The organism is Aureimonas sp. AU20 (assembly GCF_001442755.1).
Classification (GTDB): Bacteria; Pseudomonadota; Alphaproteobacteria; order Rhizobiales; family Rhizobiaceae; genus Aureimonas.
On record NZ_CP006367.1, the window covers coordinates 212,169 to 231,979 of the forward strand.

The 19,811-nt window shown below is 68.6% G+C and carries 16 protein-coding genes and 2 pseudogenes; 1 reads left to right on the forward strand and 17 read right to left on the reverse strand.

The genetic code is table 11. The features are described 5' to 3' along the window. Window positions 1-86: 86 nt before the first annotated feature. On the forward strand, window positions 87-761 hold the full coding sequence (locus tag M673_RS00955; protein WP_061972905.1) for an HAD family hydrolase: 675 nt from the start codon (window positions 87-89) through the stop codon (window positions 759-761). A gap of 149 nt (window positions 762-910) precedes the next feature. On the opposite strand, the gene M673_RS00960 is transcribed toward M673_RS00955, so the two are convergent. The 17 genes and pseudogenes from M673_RS00960 to M673_RS01035 all read right to left on the reverse strand — a co-directional run bounded on the left by M673_RS00960 (window position 911) and on the right by M673_RS01035 (window position 19,718). Beyond that, window positions 911-1,849: an alpha/beta hydrolase gene (locus M673_RS00960; protein WP_061972907.1), complete on the reverse strand. Its 939-nt coding sequence runs from the start codon at window positions 1,847-1,849 to the stop codon at window positions 911-913. Between the two features lie 98 nt (window positions 1,850-1,947). After that, window positions 1,948-2,931, reverse strand: coding sequence for a tRNA pseudouridine(55) synthase TruB (gene truB, locus M673_RS00965; RefSeq protein ID WP_061972908.1), 984 nt, complete (start codon window positions 2,929-2,931; stop codon window positions 1,948-1,950). Continuing rightward, window positions 2,931-3,359 (reverse strand): 30S ribosome-binding factor RbfA, encoded by a 429-nt coding sequence (gene rbfA, locus M673_RS00970; protein WP_061972911.1) that lies wholly within the window; start codon window positions 3,357-3,359, stop codon window positions 2,931-2,933. The genes truB and rbfA overlap by 1 nt, the downstream gene beginning before the upstream one ends. A gap of 330 nt (window positions 3,360-3,689) precedes the next feature. Then, window positions 3,690-6,395: pseudogene (gene infB, locus M673_RS00975) on the reverse strand (translation initiation factor IF-2). Window positions 6,396-6,848: 453 nt separating this feature from the next. Beyond that, window positions 6,849-6,995 (reverse strand): annotated as a pseudogene (locus tag M673_RS25180) (translation initiation factor IF-2 associated domain-containing protein); the annotation flags it as partial. A 99-nt stretch (window positions 6,996-7,094) separates the two neighbouring features. Continuing rightward, window positions 7,095-7,733: an RNA-binding protein gene (locus tag M673_RS00980; protein WP_061977509.1), complete on the reverse strand. Its 639-nt coding sequence runs from the start codon at window positions 7,731-7,733 to the stop codon at window positions 7,095-7,097. Between the two features lie 50 nt (window positions 7,734-7,783). Then, window positions 7,784-9,385, reverse strand: coding sequence for a transcription termination factor NusA (nusA, locus tag M673_RS00985; RefSeq protein WP_061972914.1), 1,602 nt, complete (start codon window positions 9,383-9,385; stop codon window positions 7,784-7,786). A gap of 139 nt (window positions 9,386-9,524) precedes the next feature. Further along, window positions 9,525-10,121, reverse strand: coding sequence for a ribosome maturation factor RimP (gene rimP, locus M673_RS00990; RefSeq protein ID WP_082639102.1), 597 nt, complete (start codon window positions 10,119-10,121; stop codon window positions 9,525-9,527). A gap of 201 nt (window positions 10,122-10,322) precedes the next feature. Beyond that, window positions 10,323-11,036 carry a tRNA (guanine(46)-N(7))-methyltransferase TrmB gene (gene trmB / locus M673_RS00995; RefSeq protein ID WP_061972917.1) on the reverse strand — a complete coding sequence of 238 codons (714 nt, stop codon included), beginning with the start codon at window positions 11,034-11,036 and terminating at the stop codon, window positions 10,323-10,325. Continuing rightward, a complete protein-coding gene (gene metK, locus M673_RS01000) occupies window positions 11,026-12,237 on the reverse strand; it encodes a methionine adenosyltransferase (RefSeq protein ID WP_061972918.1) in 1,212 nt (403 codons plus the stop codon). The genes trmB and metK overlap by 11 nt, the downstream gene beginning before the upstream one ends. Before the next feature lie 153 nt (window positions 12,238-12,390). After that, window positions 12,391-12,813, reverse strand: a complete 423-nt coding sequence (locus tag M673_RS01005) for a helix-turn-helix domain-containing protein (protein WP_061972920.1) — start codon at window positions 12,811-12,813, stop codon at window positions 12,391-12,393. 132 nt (window positions 12,814-12,945) lie between these two features. Continuing rightward, on the reverse strand, window positions 12,946-14,592 hold the full coding sequence (gene lnt / locus M673_RS01010; RefSeq protein ID WP_061972922.1) for an apolipoprotein N-acyltransferase: 1,647 nt from the start codon (window positions 14,590-14,592) through the stop codon (window positions 12,946-12,948). Window positions 14,593-14,696: 104 nt separating this feature from the next. Further along, the gene (locus M673_RS01015; RefSeq protein WP_061972923.1) at window positions 14,697-15,725 is read right to left on the reverse strand and encodes a hemolysin family protein; all 1,029 of its coding nucleotides are present in this window, start codon (window positions 15,723-15,725) and stop codon (window positions 14,697-14,699) included. Next, window positions 15,722-16,270, reverse strand: a complete 549-nt coding sequence (gene ybeY, locus M673_RS01020) for an rRNA maturation RNase YbeY (protein WP_082639103.1) — start codon at window positions 16,268-16,270, stop codon at window positions 15,722-15,724. Before ybeY ends, M673_RS01015 begins: the two co-directional genes overlap by 4 nt. After that, window positions 16,267-17,307 (reverse strand): PhoH family protein, encoded by a 1,041-nt coding sequence (locus tag M673_RS01025; RefSeq protein WP_061972925.1) that lies wholly within the window; start codon window positions 17,305-17,307, stop codon window positions 16,267-16,269. Before M673_RS01025 ends, ybeY begins: the two co-directional genes overlap by 4 nt. Continuing rightward, window positions 17,304-18,734, reverse strand: a complete 1,431-nt coding sequence (miaB, locus tag M673_RS01030) for a tRNA (N6-isopentenyl adenosine(37)-C2)-methylthiotransferase MiaB (RefSeq protein ID WP_061972927.1) — start codon at window positions 18,732-18,734, stop codon at window positions 17,304-17,306. The genes M673_RS01025 and miaB overlap by 4 nt, the downstream gene beginning before the upstream one ends. A gap of 228 nt (window positions 18,735-18,962) precedes the next feature. Further along, a complete protein-coding gene (locus M673_RS01035; protein ID WP_061977513.1) occupies window positions 18,963-19,718 on the reverse strand; it encodes a lysophospholipid acyltransferase family protein in 756 nt (251 codons plus the stop codon). Window positions 19,719-19,811 lie beyond the last annotated feature (93 nt).

Sequence of the window (19,811 nt, forward strand, 5' to 3'; positions counted from 1 at the left end):
GAGACACTGGCGAGACAAGCTCTGTCGGGTCGGTCAGGCGACCCTACAAAAGATGGACGAGCCAACCCATCAAAGAGGCCTCGACCATGCGCATCGAACCCGCCTTCCTCTTCGATCTCGACGGCACGCTGGTGGACAGCGTCTATCATCACGTTCTCGCCTGGCAGGAAGCGCTGGACGCGGAGGGCATCGACCTTTCGGTCTGGCGCATCCATCGCAAGATCGGCATGAGCGGCGGCTTGTTCACCAACCAGTTGCTGCGTGAGACCGAGACCGACATCAGCCCCGAACTCCTGGAGCGCCTGCGCCAGCGGCACGCGGCGGCCTATGGCCGGCAGGCCGATCGCATCCGGCCGCTGCCCGGCGCGCGCGCCCTCCTGCAGACGCTGACCGACGCCGGCATCAAATGGGCGATCGCCACCAGCGGACGCATGGAAACGGCCTCGCACAATCTCGCAGCCCTCGGCGTCGATCCGGCCAAGGTCCCCGTCATCACGCGCGATCTGGTGAAATACGCCAAACCCGACCCGGACCTTTTCCTTGCCGCAGCCGAGCGTCTCGACACGCCGATCGAGACGGCCATGGTGATCGGCGATTCCATTTGGGACATGCTCGCCGCGCAGCGCTGCCGGGCGCTCGGCGTCGGCCTCCTGTGCGGGGGTTATGGGGCGGGCGAGTTGGAGCGCGCGGGCGCTTACCGCGTCTACGAGGACCCCGCCGACATGCTCGCCCATCTCGACGAGGTCGGCGGTCGTCTCTAGCGGCGCGTTCGGGGCGGCTGGGGCTTCCTCGCTTTTCCCGCGCGCCGACGCTGCGGGCATTGAATCTGCCGAGGGCTTTAGAGCCGAGGCTGGGACTGGCAGTTCCGTTGCGGCAACGCCGCCTTTTCGCCTCTGCGCCGCGCCGGGCATCAGCCGCGCTCGCCGCGCAGGAAGGCGGCGATGTCGTCCATCAGCCTGTCGGCGCGTTTAATTCGCCCGTTCATCTGGAGAAAGGCGTGGATCATGCCGTCGTATCGCCGGTGCGTCAGCGGCACGCCGCAGGCGTCTAAGCGTCGGCCGAAGGCCTCTCCCTCGTCGCGGAGCGGGTCGGCTTCGCATGTCGCGAGGAAGCAGCAAGGGAGGCCGGCGAGATCATCGGCAAGCAGCGGCGAGGCGGTGGGAGTGAGCCGGTCGGCATGGCGCGGCACGGACTGGTCGGCCTCGTAGCGCAGCGAATCGCGCGTCATGATCCGCCCTTCGTTCTCACGCAGCGAGGGCCATGCGCGCGTGTCGCGAAGATCGGTGTTGGGATAAAGGAGAACCTGCGCCTCCGGCAGCGGGCTCGCGCCCTCGCGGCGTAGAGCCCGCGCGGTGGAAGCGGCATAGAGGCCGCCGATGGAATCTCCGCCGATCGCCCAGCCAGCCGCTGGCAGGCCGAGCCCGCCGCCGACGAGAAACCGCGCGGCATCGAGGCAATCCTCTTGCTGGCCGGGATAGCGCGTTTCGGGTGCCAGACGGTAGCCGACCGAGGCGACCACGCGTCCCGTGCGCTCGGCCAGCGCCAAGAGCGGCGCTTCGTGCGTGTCCAGCGACCCGGCGATCGCGCCCCCGCCGTGGAACCAAAGGAGGAGCTTCTCCCCATTGGCCGGGCGGTAGAGCCGGAGGGGAATGGCGTGCCCGCCGCGCCCGGGCGCCTCCGTCTCTTCAATGCGGACCGAGGCCGGCGGCGGGGCGGAGAAGCGGGCCAGCGAGGCCGTGTCGGATCGCGCCTGGGCCAGTTTCTCGGCGGCGTTGCGCGGGTCGGGGCGCCCCTTCGCAGCCCGCTCGATCTCGCGCAGCACCGCCTCGGCCTCGGGGTCGATCCTCATGCGTCGTCCTCATCCGGTTGGCCCGGACAAGCAAAGGCCCGGCCGCTTCTAAAGCAGCCGGGCCGAAGAAGGTTTCGCGCTTCAGCGAAATCGTCGCTTTAGCCGCGCCCGCCGAAGACGCGCTTGGGATGGAAGGCGCCCTGGTCGATCGAGCCCAGCGCGACGAGGCGGCCGTGGCCGGTCGCATAGGCTTCCTCGCAGAAGGCCGGCGCGTCGCGCCCGCGCAGGAGAACCGGGTTGCCCGAAAGGACCCGGCCCGCCTGGTCGTCGCTCAGCGCCACCTCGTAGAGGTCCGACAAAGCGGTGGCTGCGTCGAGCACGAACTCGTCCAGTGCCTCGAAGCGCACGACGCGCGGGCGGGCGCCGGAATCGATCGCCTCCTGCGTCAGCTCTTCCAGCCCTTCTTCCGCCGCGTCCATCAGGTCGTCCAGCGTGATCAGGTCGTCCTCGTCGAAGGCGCCGACGCGAACGCGGCGCAGTTCGGTGACATGGCCGAAGCAGCCCAGCTCGCGGCCGAGATCGCGCGCGATGGAGCGGACATAGGTGCCCTTGCCGCAATCGGCCTCGAACACGGTCGTGCCCTCGTCCATGGAGACGATCTCGAGCCGGTGCACCGTCACGGTGCGGGCGGCGATCTCCACCGTCTCGCCGGCGCGCGCGAGGTCATAGGCGCGCTCGCCGTCGATCTTGATGGCGGAGAAGGCCGGGGGCACCTGCTGGATCTCGCCGATGAAGGCGGGAAGCCGCGCCTCGACATCGGCCCGGCTCGGGCGCATGTCGGAGGAGTTCGTCACCGGGCCTTCCGTGTCGTCGGTCGTGGTCTCGGCGCCCCAGCTCACCGCGAAGCGGTAGGTCTTGCGCCCATCCATGACGAAGGGAACCGTCTTGGTGGCATCGCCGAGCGCGATCGGCAGCATGCCGGACGCCAGCGGATCGAGCGTGCCGGCATGGCCCGCCTTCTGCGCGAAATACAGCCACTTGATCTTGGCGACCGCCTCGGTGGAGCCCATGCCCACCGGCTTATCGAAGATCACCCAGCCCGAGATCGGGCGCCCCTTCGGCTTCTTGCCGCGCCGTGCCATCAGCGTTCTTCCTTGTTGTCGTCTTCGCCTTCAGTAGCTTCCAGGTCTCGCATCACGTCGGGCGAGCGCAGAAGCGCGTCGATCCGGGCGTAATTGTCGAAACTGTCGTCCTCGCGGAAGCGAACCTCGGGCATGTACTTCATCTGCCGAAGAGCCGGCGAAAGCCGTCCCCTCAGATATTTCGCGTGCCCGTTGAGGGCCTCCACGAAAGGCTTCATCTCGCTCTGGCCGAGCACCGTCACATAGGCCGTGGCGAGCTTCAGGTCGTTCGACATGCGAACTTCCGACACGGTGATGACGGCGCGTTCCAGGAGCGGGTCGCGCAGGTCCCCCCGCTGCAACGTCTCGGTCAGCGCGTGGCGGACCTTCTCGCCCACCGACAGCTGGCGCTGCGACGGCCCCTTGGGAGTCTTGGCGTGTTTTGCCATGTTTGCCTCTTGCAACGCTGCGCCGCCGGCCGCCCCCTCGGGGAGCGACCGCACCGGTTCGAACGGAGATGTTTCCAGCTCAGCGACGTCCTGCCGCCTTCATCTGAAGGCAAGCGACTTCCATCCACGCACGAAGAGAAGAGCCCGGCGTCGCCGCCGGGCTTCCAAGTCCACTCTCGGACGGGAGGCCCGGCCCGAGCCGGTCGCCCCATCGTGCGTGCCGACATGGCCTTTTCGAGGCCAGTGTTCGGCATTCGACGCTTCCGCCCCCAGGAGTATCTGAACCAGACCTCGTGGGGCGCGGGCCGGTCAGCCGGCCCGCCTTGGGTGTTACAGCGTGCGGGCGATGTGCTCGACGCGGAAGTTCTCGATGATATCGCCCTGGCGAATATCGTCGTAGTTCTGGAAGGCCATGCCGCACTCCTGGCCGCCCGGCACTTCGGACACTTCGTCCTTGAAGCGCTTGAGCGTCTTGAGCGTGCCCTCGTGGATGACCACGCCGTCGCGGATGAGGCGGACGCCCGCACCACGTTCGACCTTGCCTTCGGTGACGCGGCAGCCCGCGACCTTGCCGACCTTGGTGATGTGGAACACCTCCAGGATCTCGGCATTGCCGAGGAACGTCTCGCGACGTTCGGGCGAGAGAAGACCCGACATCGCCTGCTTCACGTCATCCACCAGATCGTAGATGATGTTGTAGTAGCGGATCTCGATGCCTTCGCGCTCGGCCGCCTGACGGGCCTGGGCGTTGGCGCGGACGTTGAAGCCGATGATCGCGGCCTTGGAGGTCGCGGCCAGCTGCACGTCGGACTCGGTGATGGCACCGGCGCCCGAATGCACGATGCGGGCCTGTACCTCGTCCGTGCCGAGCTTTTCGAGGGCCACGTTGATGGCCTCGACCGAACCCTGCACGTCGCCCTTGATGAGCAGCGGGAAGGTCTTCAGCCCCGTGTCCTGCAGCGTCATCATCATCTGCTCGAGCGAGCCGCGCTGGCCGGCGGACTTAGCCACCGCCTTCTCGCGGGTCAGACGCTGGCGATACTCGGTGATCTCGCGGGCCTGAGCCTCGTCCTTCACCACGGCGAAGCGATCGCCGGCGCCGGGCGTGCCCTGCATGCCGAGGATTTCCACCGGGGTGGAGGGACCGGCCGACTTCAGCTGACGGCCCTTGTCGTCCACCAGGGCGCGCACGCGGCCCCACTGGTCGCCGGCCACCACGATGTCGCCCTGGCGCAGCGTTCCGGCTTGCACGAGGGCGGTCGCGACCGGGCCGCGGCCGCGGTCGAGCTGCGCCTCGATGACGACGCCTTCGGCGGTGCGCTCGGGATCGGCCTTGAGGTCGAGAATTTCGGCCTGAAGGATGATGGCCTCGAGCAGCTTGTCGAGATTGGTGCCGGCCTTGGCCGAGACCTCGACGTCGAGCACTTCACCGCCCATGGATTCCACGAACACCTCATGCTGGAGGAGGTTCGTGCGCACCTTCTGCGGGTCGGCGCCCGGCTTGTCGATCTTGTTGATCGCCACGATGATCGGGACGCCGGCCGCCTTGGCATGGCTGATCGACTCGATCGTCTGCGGCATGACGCTGTCGTCCGCCGCCACCACGAGGATGGCGATGTCGGTCGCCTGGGCGCCGCGAGCACGCATGGCCGTGAAGGCCTCGTGGCCCGGCGTGTCGATGAAGGAGATCAGGTGACCGTCCTGCTCGACCTGATAGGCGCCGATATGCTGCGTGATGCCGCCGGCCTCGCCGGACACGACGCTGGTCTTGCGGATCGCGTCGAGCAGCGAGGTCTTGCCGTGATCGACATGGCCCATGATCGTGACGACCGGGGGACGCGACACCAGCTTCTCGGGGTCGCTGGCGACGTTGAAGATGCCGGTTTCGACGTCCGACTCCGCCACGCGGCGGGGCGTGTGGCCGAATTCGGTCGCGATGATCTCGGCGAGATCCGCGTCGATCACGTCGCCGGGCTTCATCATCTGCCCCTGCGCCATCAGATACTTGATGACGTCCACCGCCCGCTCGGACATGCGGTTGGCGAGTTCCTGGATGGTGATGGTCTCGGGGATGATCACTTCGCGGGAAATCTTCTCACGGGCCTGGTTCTGCTGCGAACGCTTGAACTTCTCCTGACGGCGACGCATCGAGGAGAGCGAGCGACCACGCGCGTCGTCGTCCGACAGGGCGCGCTCGACATTGACGCGGCCTGCGCCGCGACGGTCGTCGGTGCGCGAGCGGGTCGGCTTGGGCGTCTCGACGACCACGGCGCGGCCCGGAGGGCCACGACGGGCGCCGGCGGGGCCGCGACGATCGTCCTCGTCGTCCGCACGGGTCTTCTTGGTCAGGTCGGTGCGGCCGGCCGGGCGCAGGCCCAGACCGTCGTCCACCGGCGGCGGGCCGGGAATGACCTCGGCCGGCTTGGCGCGACCCGTGGTCTGCGGACGGGCGGCTGCGCGGCGCGCGGCGTCCTCCTCGGCCTTCTTGCGGGCGGCGGCCTCCATCTCGAGACGCGCGGCTTCCTCGGCCTGACGGCGCTCGGATTCCTCGCGCTCGGCGCGGCGACGGTCATCTTCCGCGATGCGGCGCGCTTCTTCGAGCTGGAACAGGCGGCGGTCTTCGACCTCGCGCTGCTTGGCCAGCTCAAGCGCGCGGCGACGCGCGTCCATTTCCTTGGACGACAGGTCCGACAGGACCGCGCCGCGCGGCTGGCGCGCGCCCGGCGCAGCGTTCTGCGCCGGGCCTCGGGCGCCCGTCTGGGGCTGGCCCGGACGGTTCGGCTGGCCGGGGCGACCATTGTTGGCCCCGGCGGGGCCGCCGGAGCGAACGCCGTTGTTGTAGGTACCGCCGGCCGAGCCGGGGCGAGCGCCCGCTGGGGCGCCGGGGCGGGCCGCGCCGGGCGCGCCGCCCGGACGATGGCCGTCGGTGCGGCCGGCCGGGGCGCCGGGGCGCTGCGGAGCGCCCGTGGCGGGACGCGCGGCGGCAGCGGCGGTCGGTGCGGCCGTCGTGGCGGCGGGAGCCTGGACGGGCTTGATGGATTCGGGGGCGGCGGGCTTCAGGGTGTCGGCTCTCGGGGGTTCGGTCACGGAAACGGGGGTCGGCGCGGCAGGCGCGTCGACAGGTGCCGGAACGGCGGCAGCGGCCACCGGTTCGGAAACGGGGGCGGGAGCCGGCGTCTCGGCCACGGCCGGCGCGCTCACGGGCGCGGCCGGAGCGCTGACGGTCTCGGCGGCGGGCGCCTGCGCGGGAGCTTCGGCGGCAACGGTGGGAGCGGCAACAGGCGCGGCCTCAGCAGCCGGAGCAGCGGGCGCGGCGACCGGGCGATCGGGCGGCACCGGCGCCTGCGGGTTCTCGGCGGCGCGAGCGAGCGCTGCCTGCTGGGCGGGCGTCAGAGCCGGGCGCGGCGCGGCCGGGGCGCTGGGGGCTGCGGCCTGCGCTGCGGGCGCGGCGGCCTTCGCGTCCTCGGGCTTGGAGAACTTCCGCTTCTTGGTCTCGACGACGACATTGTTCGTCCGCCCGTGAGAGAAGCTCTGCCGGACGGTCGAAGGCGCGGCTGCGCCCCCCGTCTTCAGGGTCAGGGTCTTCTTCGGGGTGACGCTCAGCGTCTTGTCGTCGCCAGATTTCGTGTCGCTCATATATGCTTCCGCTTCCTGCGCGGGATCTGATCCTCGCGCCCATTATCCGTGCCTAGAGCATTTCGCAACCAAGCTTTGTTGTTGAACATCGATACGGTCTCATGAGTCGGGCGGGCTTTCGCCGTCCCGACCGGCCTTCTCGCCCCGATAAGCGCTGAGCGCTTCGAGACGTTTGACGAGGGCCATCCCGGCGCTGCCGGGCAAGATGGCTGCGTGTACCACGTTTTCCCCGCCAAGGGCCAAACTCATTTCGTCGGCTCCGAGCAGACGAAACATCGGCGTCGGCCGCGCTCGCCCCGAAACCTCGCCGGCATGGCGGGCGCCGTCGAGCTTGCGCACGCCGTCGGGCGCCGCGTCGCTGGCATGGAGGCTCGCCGCCGCCTTGCCGGTGCGCAGCGCCGCGTCGACCTTGGCCGAGCCGGTGACGACCTGCCCCGCCTTGCGGGCGAGCCCGAGCGAGCCGAGCGCCGAGCGCACCAAAAGCGCGTCGAGATCGTCGGCCAGCGTTTCCAGGCCCGACACGTCCTGCTTCAGCGCGCGCGAGAAGATGCGACGCTTGACGGCAAGCTCCACCACCTCGCGGCGGGCCTCGACATGGGCGCCCCGCCCCGGCAGGCGGCGCTTGAGGTCAGGCACGAGGCGGCCGTCCGGCGCGGCGACGAAGCGCACGAGGAGATCGGCCTCGAGCGAGCGGCGCGACACGATGCACATGCGCCCGTTCATCACCGCCTCCTCCAGTCCGTCATCCAACATCTCGCTCGTCGTCACGCCTTGCCTAACCTCTTGCCTCAGACCGTGGTTTCATCCTCGGCGCCTTCGAGGTCCTCTTCGACCTCGTCGGGCGCTTCCTCGACCCAGCCCGCCTTGACGCGGGCCTGCATGATCATGGCCTCGGCGTCCGTGCGGCTCAACTCGAAGGCGGACAGCGCGCCGGTGAAGCGCTTGGTCTCGCCGTCCTTGCGCTCGCTCCAGCCGACCAGATCGTCCGCCGCACAGCCCGCGAAGTCCTCGACCGTCTTCACGCCGTCCTCGCCGAGCGCGACCAGCATCTGGGTCGTCAGACCCTCGATCTCGCGAAGCTCGTCTGCGACGCCCAGCGCCTTGCGCTTCTCGTCCAGTTCCGCCTCGCGGCGGTCGAGATAGTCCTTGGCGCGGTTCTGGATCTCGGCGGCCGTGTCCTCGTCGAAGCCCTCGATCGAGGCGACGTCGCCGAGATCGACATAGGCCACTTCCTCGACCGTCGCGAAGCCTTCGGAGGCGAGGAGCTGGCCGACCATCTCGTCGACGTCCAGTGCTTCCATGAACAGGGCCGAACGCTCGGCGAATTCCTTCTGGCGACGCTCGGATTCTTCCTGCTCGGTGAGGATGTCGATATCCCAGCCCGTCAGCTGCGAGGCGAGGCGGACGTTCTGTCCGCGGCGGCCGATCGCAAGAGACAATTGGTCATCGGGAACCACGACTTCAATACGCTCGGCGTCCTCGTCCAGCACCACTTTCGCGACCTTGGCCGGCTGAAGGGCGTTGACCAGGAAGGATGCGGCTTCCGGCGACCAGGGAATGATGTCGATCTTCTCGCCCTGCAGCTCGGCCACCACGGCCTGCACGCGCGAGCCGCGCATGCCGACGCAGGCGCCGACCGGGTCCACCGAAGAATCGCGCGAGATGACGGCGATTTTGGCGCGCGAGCCGGGGTCGCGGGCGACCGCCTTGATCTCGATCACGCCGTCGTAGATCTCCGGCACTTCCATGGTGAAGAGCTTGGCCATGAACTGCGGATGGGTGCGCGACAGGAAGATCTGCGGCCCGCGCGGCTCGCGGCGTACGTCGTAGACGAAAGCGCGCACGCGGTCGCCATAGCGGAACAGCTCGCGCGGGATCTGCTCGTCGCGGCGGATGATGCCCTCGCCCTTGCCGAGATCGACGATGACGTTGCCGTATTCGACGCGCTTCACCGTGCCGTTGATGATCTCGCCGACGCGGCCGATGAACTCCTCGTACTGCTTGTCGCGCTCGGCCTCGCGCACCTTCTGCACGATGACCTGCTTGGCCGACTGGGCGGCGATGCGGCCGAACTCCATCGGCGGCAGCTGCTCGGCGATGAAGTCGCCCGGCTCGGCGTCGGGATTCTTGTCGCGGGCGAGCTCGAGATAAATCTGCGTGTTGGGGTCCTCGACATCCTCGACCACTTCGAGGAGCCGCTGCAGCTTCATCTCGCCGGTCTTGGTGTTGATGTCGACGCGGATATTGGTTTCCTGGCCGTAACGCGAACGCGCCGCCTTCTGGATGGCGTCGGCCATGGCGGCGATGACGATCTCGCGATCGATCGACTTTTCCCGCGCGACGGCATCCGCGATCTGCAGAAGCTCGAGCCTGTTCGCACTGACTGCCATGTGTCTCTCCTCGTCGAAAGCCCGAAGAAGCGCTCAGAAGGCTCGTTCGGCTTCGCGGTTCATGCCCGCGCGGGGCGCGGGCGCTTGTGCCAGTCCGGGCTGCTCCCGAAGGATCACCCGGCGCGATCGTCGTGCCGGCTCAGCCGGCGGAGGCGTCTTCGCCCTCGTCCTCGTCGTCCACGGACTGGCCGCGCGCCTTGCGCGCGTCCTTATCGGCCTTGAGCGAGGCAGCCAGAAGCTCGTCGGTCAGGATCAGCCGCGCTTCGGCGATGGCGTCGAAGGGAATCTCGACCACGGCCTCGCCATCGTCGGCGGCCACGCCGTCGCGCTCCAGCCGGATGCCGTCGGCGTCCACATTCGTCACGCGGCCGCGAAACCGCTTGCGGTTCGCGACGAGGCGGCCCGTCTCCAGCTTCAAAAGCTGGCCGGACCAGGTCTCGAAATCGGTCTTGCGCACCAGCGGCCGGTCGATGCCGGGCGAGGAGACTTCCAGGTGATAGGCGCGGTCCATCGGATCGTCGACGTCGAGAACGGGCGAGACGGCCCGACTCACGGCCTCGCAATCCTCGACCGTCATCGTGCCGTCGGGGCGCTCGGCCATGATCTGCAGCGTCGCGCCGTTCATCGCCGAAACGCGCACGCGCACGAGCCGGTAGCCGACCTGTTCCATGGCGGGTTCCACGATCGCGGCAATGCGCGCTTCGAGGCCTTGTTCGATGATGATGCGATCCGTCACGAAGTCTCCGATGGTTCATTCCTGCCGAGCGGCGCCGGTTTCGTCCGGCCTCCACCCGCCATGCCCCACGATCGCGATCTTCCTAACAAAAAAGAGCGGGACCGGGTGGACCCACTCTCAACGACCGTATCGCAGAGGATTTGCCTGTCATATACCCCTCGAGCCCCCCTCTGGCAAGCCTTGCGGCTTGCCCGCGCGCCGTCAGAGGCGGCGGAAGGTGAGATAGGCGCCCTTGCGCCCCTCGCGATGCGCCTTGGCCTCGTAGCGCGTGCCCGGCCAGCCGGCATAGGGCGTGTGCCAGTCGGCCGGCCCTTCGGCCAGCCATTCGAAGCTTTCGTGGCCCCGCACGTGCTGCAGCGTCCAGTCCACATAGGTCTCGATGTCGGACGCGAAGCGGAAGCGCGCGCCGGGCTTCAGGACACGGGCAAAGCGCTTCAGCGTGCGCTCGTTGACGAAGCGGCGTTTCCAATGTTTCCGCTTCGGCCAGGGGTCGGGATAGAAGAGGTCGATCCCGTCCAGCGAGGCGTCCGGCAGCCAGTCGAGCAGCATCGTCGCGTCGTCGTCGAACAGGCGCAGGTTCGCGCGCGGCTCGGCTTCCAGCGCCACAAGCATCTTGGCCATGGAATTGCGGAACGGCTCGACGCCGATGAAGCCGGTGCCGGGATGGCGGCCCGATTCCAGATGCAGATGCTCGCCGCCGCCGAAGCCGATTTCGAGACGCACGGCCGGGACCTCCGCCTCGAACAGCCCGGTCACGTCCGCCGGCGCGGGCTGGGCAAGGTCGAGGCCGAGCGTCGGCATCCGCTCGGCCAGGAGATCGGCCTGGAGCGGACGCAGGGTCTTGCCGCGAGAACGGCCGAAGAAGTTCTCGCGGGTTCTCGCCTTCGGGGCGTTGACGCGGCGTTCAGCGGCCAAGGGCGGCCTTCAGCTTCGACGTGAGGTCCGTGCGCTCCCAGGAGAAGGAGCCGTCGCGGCCGGGCTTGCGGCCGAAATGGCCGTAGGCGGAGGTCTTGGCGTAGATCGGCTTGGTGAGCTGGAGATGCTCGCGGATGCCGCGCGGCGTCAGGTCCATGACCTCGCGCAGCACCTTCTCCACGTCCGCTTCGTCCACCGTGCCGGTGCCGTGCAGGTCGACATAGACCGACAGCGGCTCGGCGACGCCGATCGCGTAGGAGAGCTGGATGGTGCAGCGGTCGGCGAGCTTGGCGGCGACCACGTTCTTGGCGAGATAGCGCGCGGCATAGGCGGCCGAGCGGTCCACCTTGGTCGGGTCCTTGCCCGAGAAGGCGCCGCCGCCGTGCGGCGCCGCGCCGCCATAGGTGTCCACGATGATCTTGCGGCCGGTGAGGCCGGCGTCGCCGTCCGGGCCGCCGATCACGAACTTGCCGGTCGGGTTCACGTGCCAGACGCAATCCTTGGCGATCGCCAGATCGGCCACGGCCTCGCGCACGAAGGGCTCGACGATGGCGCGCACGTCCTTCGAGTTTAGGGATTCGTCGAGATGCTGGGTCGACAGGACAATCGAGACGATCTCGGCCGGCTTGCCGTCCTTGTAGCGCACGGTGACCTGCGTCTTGGCGTCCGGGCCGAGCTTGCCGGCGTCGCCTTCGCCATTCTTGCGGGCGGTGGCGAGGCGCTCCAGAATCTTCTGGGCATAGAAGATCGGCGCCGGCATGAGGTCGGCCGTCTCGCGGCAGGCATAGCCGAACATGATGCCCTGGTCGCCCGCGCCCTCGGTGTTCTTCTCAGCGCCCACGTCCACGCCTTGGGCGATGTCGGCGGACTGCTCGTGCAGGAGGACGTCGATCTTGGCGGTCTTCCAATGGAAGCCGTCCTGCTCGTATCCAATGGCCTTCACGGCCTTGCGGGCCGCCGAGCGGACCTTGGACTTCAGGCGGCCGGGCTCCACCGAGCAGCGCACTTCGCCGGCGATGACGATGCGGTTGGTGGTGGCGAGCGTTTCGCAGGCGACGCGCAAGAGAGACGGGTCCATACCGGTCTTGCGCGCTTCCTTGTAGAGAAGATCCACGATCTCGTCGGAGATGCGGTCGCAAACCTTGTCGGGGTGTCCTTCGGAGACGCTTTCCGAGGTGAAGAGGTAATCGCTGCGCGCCATCTGCGTGGAGATCTCCCGTGCGGTCGGCGCAAAGCCCGACCTGCCGCCTCACCCGCGCGAGGTCGCGGGCTCGCCGGGGTTAGAAAATGAGGGCTCTTCGCGCAAGCGAAATCTGCCCTCACACCCCCGCGAAACGAGGTAAAACGTGCCGTTTCAGCTGTTTTCGGGTTCGTCCTCGAGCGAGCCGAGCGAGCGCACGAGATCGAGAACGCGGCGGCGAACCTTGGGGTCGGCGATGCGCGCGAAGGCGCGCGTCAGCTGCAGCGTCTCGCTCGAATTGTAGCCGTCATGGACGAACTCCTTCGGCGGTTCCTGCATCCCGTTGACGGTGGCGGGCGGATTGTCGAGCCCGTCGAAGAAGAACGCGACGGGGACGCTGAGAACCTCGCTGATGTTCTGCAGCCGGCTGGCGCCGATCCGGTTCGTGCCCTTCTCGTATTTCTGGATCTGCTGGAACGTGATGCCCAGATGTTCGCCGAGCTTCTCCTGGCTCATGCCCACGCTCGTGCGCCGCAATCGCAGCCGCGCGCCCACGTGGACGTCGACCGGATTGGGTATCTTCTTCACATCTGCCATTGCCGCCTTCTGCCCGTTACCCCACCGGAGCCTTCGGCTCGGCCCGCGCCGTCGCAAGTCCACCGAACGATGCGGAACCAATGATAGAGGTATTCCTGCAGATGAATTGGTTAGGGGCCGTCCGGCTTGGCGTCAATCAACCGTATGGCGAAATCGGACCACACCCATGATTGCCAAAAAGGCAGCAATGGCCCAAAGCGCGAAAAAGAGGCTCTCCCCCATTTTCGCGTAGAGCGTCGGGGCGCCCGGCAGAGGCAAAACGGCGTCCACCGCGCCGCCCTGGCCGAGCGCCAGACCCGCCACGGGGCGCCCCGCCGAATCAGTCACGATCGAGATTCCGGTGTTGGCCGCGCGCACCAGCGGCAGGCCGAGGGCGACGGCGGTGAGCTGCGCCTGCCGCAGATGCTGATAAGGGCCGGGGGTCTGCCCGTACCACGCGTCGTTGGTCACGTTGAGAATGAAGTCGGGCCGCTCGCCGCCCCGTTCGATCTCGCCGGGAAAGATGATCTCGTAGCAGACGAGCGGCAGGAAGCGCGGCCCCCCTGCCCCGGCCGGCAGCAAGCGGCGAGAAGCGCCGGCCGAGAAGCCGCCTGGCAGATGCGTCAGCTGGTTGACGCCCCAGCGCTCCAGCACCGCCTGGAACGGCAGGTACTCGCCGAAGGGCACGAGATGCAGCTTGTCCTGCGCGTCGAGGATCGTGCCGTCCTCGGCGATCACGTAGATCGAGTTGAAGAAGCGCGCGCGGGCGCCCTCGCCTTCCATGCGCGTCGCCCCGGCGATCAGCGTATCGCCGGGCGCAAGCGTCTCGGCCAGGCTTCCCACCGCGTCGGGGCGCTGGGTGAGGATAAAGGGAAAGGCGGATTCGGGCCAGATCACGAGGCGACGGCCCGGCGCGTCGGACGGCGCCTGGGCGGTCTCGTCCGCGCCTTGCAGGATCGGCTCCGGCGGGCGCGGGCCGGCGGTCAGCTCCAGCTGGCGCGCGAAGATGCGCTCGGCCTCGGCCGGGTCCCATTTCTGTCCCTGCAGGATGTTGGGCTGTACGAGGCGCAGCGCGACCCCCGGCACGTGACCCGTCGGCGCCTGGGATAGGTGCCAAGCGCCGAAGCCGACATGCAGGGCGACGAGCACCGCCCCGAGAGCGGCCGCAAGACCCCGACCGCGCGTGGGATAGGCCAGGAGCGCCGGCAGCGAGAAGACGAAGAGCGAGACGAGGGTCAGCCCGTTGAGGCCGATCAAAGAGACCGAACCCATGAGCATCGGCACCGGGGCGGCGATGGCGCCGACCGTGTTCCACGTGAATCCCGTGAAGAGCACGCCGCGCAAAAATTCGAACAGGGCGAGACTGGCCGCCAGCGCGGCCAGCCGGGCCGGTCCGTCGCTCCAGACGAGGCGCGCCAGCGCCGTCGCCAGACCCCAGTAGACGGCGAGCGCGGCCGGCAGGGCGAGGATCGCGAGCGGCAGCGCCCACCAGAACTCGGCCGCATCCACCAGCATGGCCGCGCCCAGCCACCAGAGGCCGGCGACGAAGTAGCCGAAGCCGAAGAGCCAGCCGACGCGGAAAGCCGGCCAGGAGCGGCGCAGCAGCCCCGCGCCCGGCGCGCCGCTGGCGCCGTCCACCAGCCAGACCAGGATGGGAAAGGACACGAAGCCGACGGCCGGCACGTTGAAGGGCGCGAGCCCCAGGACCAGAAACGCCCCCGCGAGACAGGCGATGGCCGCCCGCGTCCAGCCATCGCTCAAGATGATGCGCCCCGCCAGACGCTGAAGTCCCGTTTGCAAATCGCTTCCCCTCCCTGGGCCGGCAAGGCCGGTCGCAGCGCCGATAAAGGCGCGCGATCCATTCGTCTAGAAGGACAAGCTTTCGCAGAGCCGGGGCGGCGCGCCTATTGCGCGAGTTCGGGCGCCGCGCCTTCGGGGAACCGCACGATGCGCAGGCGCTTGACGCGGCGCGGATCGGCTTCCAGCACCTCGATCTCGAAGCCGGGCACGGCCTCGATCACGGCGCCGACCTCCGGCAGGCCGCCATGCGCATGGACCACCAGACCGCCGATCGTCTCGGCCTCTTCCTCGAAGCGGCTGACGTCGAAATCGGCGCCGACGATCTTGCTGATATCCTCCAGATCGGCGCGCGCGTCGGCGTAGTAGACCCCGTCGCCCGCATGGGTGACGAGCACCTCCTCGTCGTCGTGCTCGTCCTCGATGTCGCCGACGACGATTTCGAGAATGTCCTCCAGCGAGACGAGACCGTCGGTCCCGCCATATTCGTCGATCACCAGCGCCATCTGGATGTGGCTCGCCTGCATGCGCGACATCAGCTCGGCCGCGTGCATGGAGGGCGGCACGAAGAGCACCTGTCGAAGCAGGCCGAGTTCGGAGATCGTTTGGTCGAGATCGACGCGAGCGAGGTCGAGCGTCGAGCGCACCGGCGCGCCTTCGATGGCCTTGTCGTGGCCGAAGCACAGGGCGGCGCGCGTGATGTGGCCCATCATGTCGCGGATGTGGACCATGCCGAGCGGATCGTCGAGCCCTTCGCCGTAAACGGGCATGCGCGAGCGGCCGGTTTCCTCGAAGCGGGCCATCAGTTCGGCCAGCGTCGCCGTGATCGTCACGGCGTCGATTTCGGTGCGGGACACCATGACGTCCTCCACGCGCAGGCCGTGGAGCTTGAGAATGTTGGTGAGCATCAGGCGCTCGCCGGGCGAGAAGCCCGTGGCCTCCCCGCCGCCGCCCACCAGGGCTTCCACCAGTTCCTCGCGCAGCGAGGGCGGAACGCGGGGCCTCAGGAAGGTGACGAGCTGCTCGAAGAAACCGGGCTCGTCCTCCCGCGGCCGCCGCCGACTTCGTCCGTCCGGCGCCTCTGGCGTCAGGCGCTCGCCCGAGGGCGTCTCGTCCTGATGTTGGGTCATGCTCATGAGGGCAGTCTTTCGTTGGTGCGTTGATCGGCGACGAACTCGGCGTCGCCGTAGGGATCGGGGATGCCGAGGCCGGCCAGGATGCGGATCTCGGCGGACTCCATGTCCTCGGCATCCTCGTCCGTCTCGTGGTCGAAGCCGAGAAGATGCAACATTCCATGCACAAGCAGATGACGGACATGGTCCGCCGCGCTCTTGCCTTCCTCGGCCGCCTCGCGCTCGCAGGTTTCGGCCGCGAGCACGAGATCGCCGAGCAGCGGCCCCGGCGCGTCGCCGGGCGCAAGGTCGCTCATGGGAAAGGACAGGACGTTGGTCGGCTTGTCCTTGCCGCGCCACTCGCGATTGACCTCGCGAACCTCGGCGTCATCGGTCAGCGTGACGGAGACTTCGGTGTCGAGATCGGCCGCAAAACCCTGGTCGCGCGCCACTGCATTCACGGCCTCGCGCACCAGGGGCTCGGGATCGCCCTTCAGAATGGCGCGCCAGAGATCGCACTCCTCTGATAGGAGAATGCGCGGCGCGCCGGGTTGTCGCCCGTCCGTCATGACCGGCCGTTCGCCTGGCTGCGCTTCTGCGTGGCGTCGCCCTCGTAGGCCTCGACGATCGACTGGACGAGGCGGTGACGCACGACGTCCTTGGATTCGAAGCGCACGGAGACGATGTTGGACACGCCGTCGAGAATGCGCAACGCCTCGACCAGGCCTGAGGTCTGGCCCGGCGGCAGGTCGATCTGCGACGGATCGCCCGTCACCACCATGCGGGCGTTTTCGCCAAGGCGCGTCAGGAACATCTTCATCTGCATCGAGGTCGTATTCTGCGCCTCGTCGAGGATCACCGCCGCGTTGGTCAGCGTGCGGCCGCGCATGAAGGCGAGCGGCGCGATCTCGATGGCGCCGGCGGCAAGCGCCCGCTCCACCTTCTCGGCCGGGATCATGTCGTAGAGCGCGTCGTAGAGTGGGCGCAGATAGGGATCGACCTTGTCCTTCATGTCGCCCGGCAGGAAGCCGAGCCGCTCGCCCGCTTCAACAGCGGGGCGCGACAGGATGATGCGCTCGACCTGCCCGCGCTCCAAAAGCTGGGCGGCGTGGGCGACGGCGAGATAGGTCTTGCCCGTGCCGGCCGGGCCGACACCGAACACGAGCTCGGCCCGGTCCATGGCGCGCATATAGGCGTCCTGGGTCGGGGTGCGGGCGTGAATGGTCTTCTTGCGGGTCGAAATCTGGGCGAGCGAGATGCGGCCCTTCTTCTCCAGCGTCGGCAGCACGAGCTGGTCGTCCTGCGCCACCGCCATGCGGATGGCGCCCTCGACGTCGGAGGGGCCGATCTCGGCGCCGCCCTGCAGCCGGCCGTAGAGGAAGTCCAACGCGCGCCGGGCCTGCTCGCTGGCGGTCGGGTCGCCCTTCAGCTCCACCTTGTTGCCGCGCGCCCGCGCGTCGACATGCAGCTTCTGCTCGATCAGGGCCAGATGCTCGTCGAACTGCCCGAACAGGGCGCCGGCGAGCCGGTTGTCGTCGAAGGTCAGTACGAGATGGGCCATGTCCGACGCGCCGGAGACCGGTGACATGCCGCGCGCTGCCTTCATGCGATCTTCCTTAAAGGTGGCTCCGCCGCCACGGGGGCGGGGTCGGGAGCGTCAACCGGCTCGGCGCCGGCGGCCATGAGGGAATTGGTCATGCTCGCGGACACGCGAACCGAAACGATGTCGCCGACCTCGCCTGCCGACGTGGGCACCACGACCGGCAGAAGGAAGGGCGAGCGGCCGATCATCTGGCCGGGATGGCGCCCCGACTTCTCGATCAGCACCTCGGTGTCGCGCCCCACGAAGCTTTCCTGGAAGGCCACCTGCTGCTCGCGGATCAGCGCCTGGAGCCGGTCGAGCCGCTCGGTCTTGACGCTTTCGGGCACGTGACCGTCCATCGTCGCGCCCGGCGTGCCGGGGCGCGGCGAATATTTGAACGTGTAGGCGGCGGCGTAGCGAACCTCGCGCACCAGCTCCAGCGTCGCCTCGAAATCGGCGTCGCTCTCGCCGGGGAAGCCGACGATGAAATCGCCCGACAGGGCGATGTCGGGCCGCGCGGCGCGAATGCGGTCGAGGAGGCTGAGATAGTCGGCCGCCTTGTGGCGCCGGTTCATCGCCTTGAGAATGCGGTCCGAGCCGGACTGCACGGGCAGATGCAGATAGGGCATGAGCGCGCGAAGGTCGCGATGCGCCTCGATCAGGGCCTCGTCCATGTCGCGGGGATGCGAGGTCGTATAGCGCAGCCGAGCGATGCCGGGAATTTCGGCCAGCTCGCGCAGCAGCGAGGCGAGACCGCCATCCTCCGGGCCCCAGGCGTTGACGTTCTGCCCGAGCAGGGTCAGCTCGCGCACGCCCGCCTCGGCCAGCCGCCGCGCTTCGGCCAGGATCGCCGCGCGCGGGCGCGAAACCTCCGCGCCGCGCGTATAGGGCACGACGCAGAAGGTGCAGAACTTGTCGCAGCCTTCCTGGACGGTGACGAAGGCGGCGACGCCCCGCTGGCGGATTTCCTTGGCCGAGGGGTTCGGCAGATGCTCGAACTTGTCCTCCACCGCATAGTCGGTCTCGATCACGCGCTCGCCCTTGGCGACGCGGGCCAGAACCTCCGGTAGCCGGTGGTAGGTCTGCGGGCCGACCACGAGATCGACCACGGGCGCGCGGGCGATGATCTCCGGCCCTTCAGCCTGGGCCACGCAGCCGGTGACGCCGATGCGCATCTCCTGGCCGAGCGCGGCGCGCTCCGCCTTCAGGACGCGCAGCCGGCCCAGTTCGGAATAGATCTTCTCGGCCGCGCGCTCGCGGATATGGCAGGTGTTGAGGAGCACGAGGTCGGCGTCCTCGACGCTGTCGGTCGGCCGGTATCCGTCCTTGGCCAGTGCGTCGCCCATGCGCTGGCTGTCGTAGACGTTCATCTGGCAGCCATAGGTCTTGATGAAGACCTTGCGCCTGTTGTCGGCCGGCTCGATGCCTCGTTCGTCGATCGTCTCGCTCATGCGTCCTTCGTGATGCAAGCTGAGGCGAAACCGCCCCGGCCAGCTTCTATCGCGGCCCCGCCGATCCTGATGTCCGAAAGGATCCTGTCCCGACGGGGTCCGACACGGCACCTTGCGAGCCGCGCCGCCCCAACCGGAACGCGCAGCCAACCTTCTTGCCTTCCCTTCTATATCAGCCGGCGGGGGGGAGCGCGCAAGCCGGGTTTCTCGGCAAACGACGCTTTGCCTCTAACGGATGCTTTCGTCGCAGCCGCGCAGACTGCGCAGAAGCAGCGCCGAGACCACGGTTTCGCAGCGCCGGGCGACGGCCTTGCGGTCGCTTTTGGCATCGAAGAGGATCGGCTCGCCGAAGCGGATTTCGGCATCCACCGCCCCTTCGCGTAGGAAGGCGAGGAGATGCGGCCCGAGTTCCACGTCGCCCGGCCAGGCCGCGAGCGGGCGGCCATAACGGCCCATCGCCATGCCGTTGGCCTTGGTATAGGCGATCGATACCGGCTGAACCGAGACCGCCTCCTTGCCCGAGCGGCGGAGCGAGGCCTGCGCGGCGCCGAACAGGGCGGTCTTGAAGGGCAGGACGCGGTTGCCGTCCGAGGTCGTGCCTTCCGCAAACAGAACCATGGCGTCGCCGGCGTTCAGCCGCTCGCCGATCGCGTCGGCCTGCTCGCCGGTGCGCCCGCGCGCTTCCCGCTCGACGAAGGTGGTGCGCTGCAGCTTGGCGAGAAGCCCGAAGACCGGCCAGGTGCCAACCTCGCTCTTGGCGATGAAGGACAGGGGCATGACGGCGCCGAGCGCCACGATGTCGGCCCAGGACTGGTGGTTGGCGACGATCAGCAGCGGGCGCCCCTCGGCGGGCGCGCCGGAAATGTGGAGGCGCAGGCCGATCAGCCGCGCGGCGACGCGGTGCCAGACGAAGGGAAGCCGGCGCGCGAGCGGCCAGCCGCGACGGATCGCCAGGATCTGCAAGGGTCCCAGCACGACGGTCATCACTGCAAGAACGAAGGCGATGAAGACGAGGCGCAGCGTGCCGAGCGGATCGCGCCGTCGCGCGGGTTCGCTCACCGGTAGGACCGGCTCGCC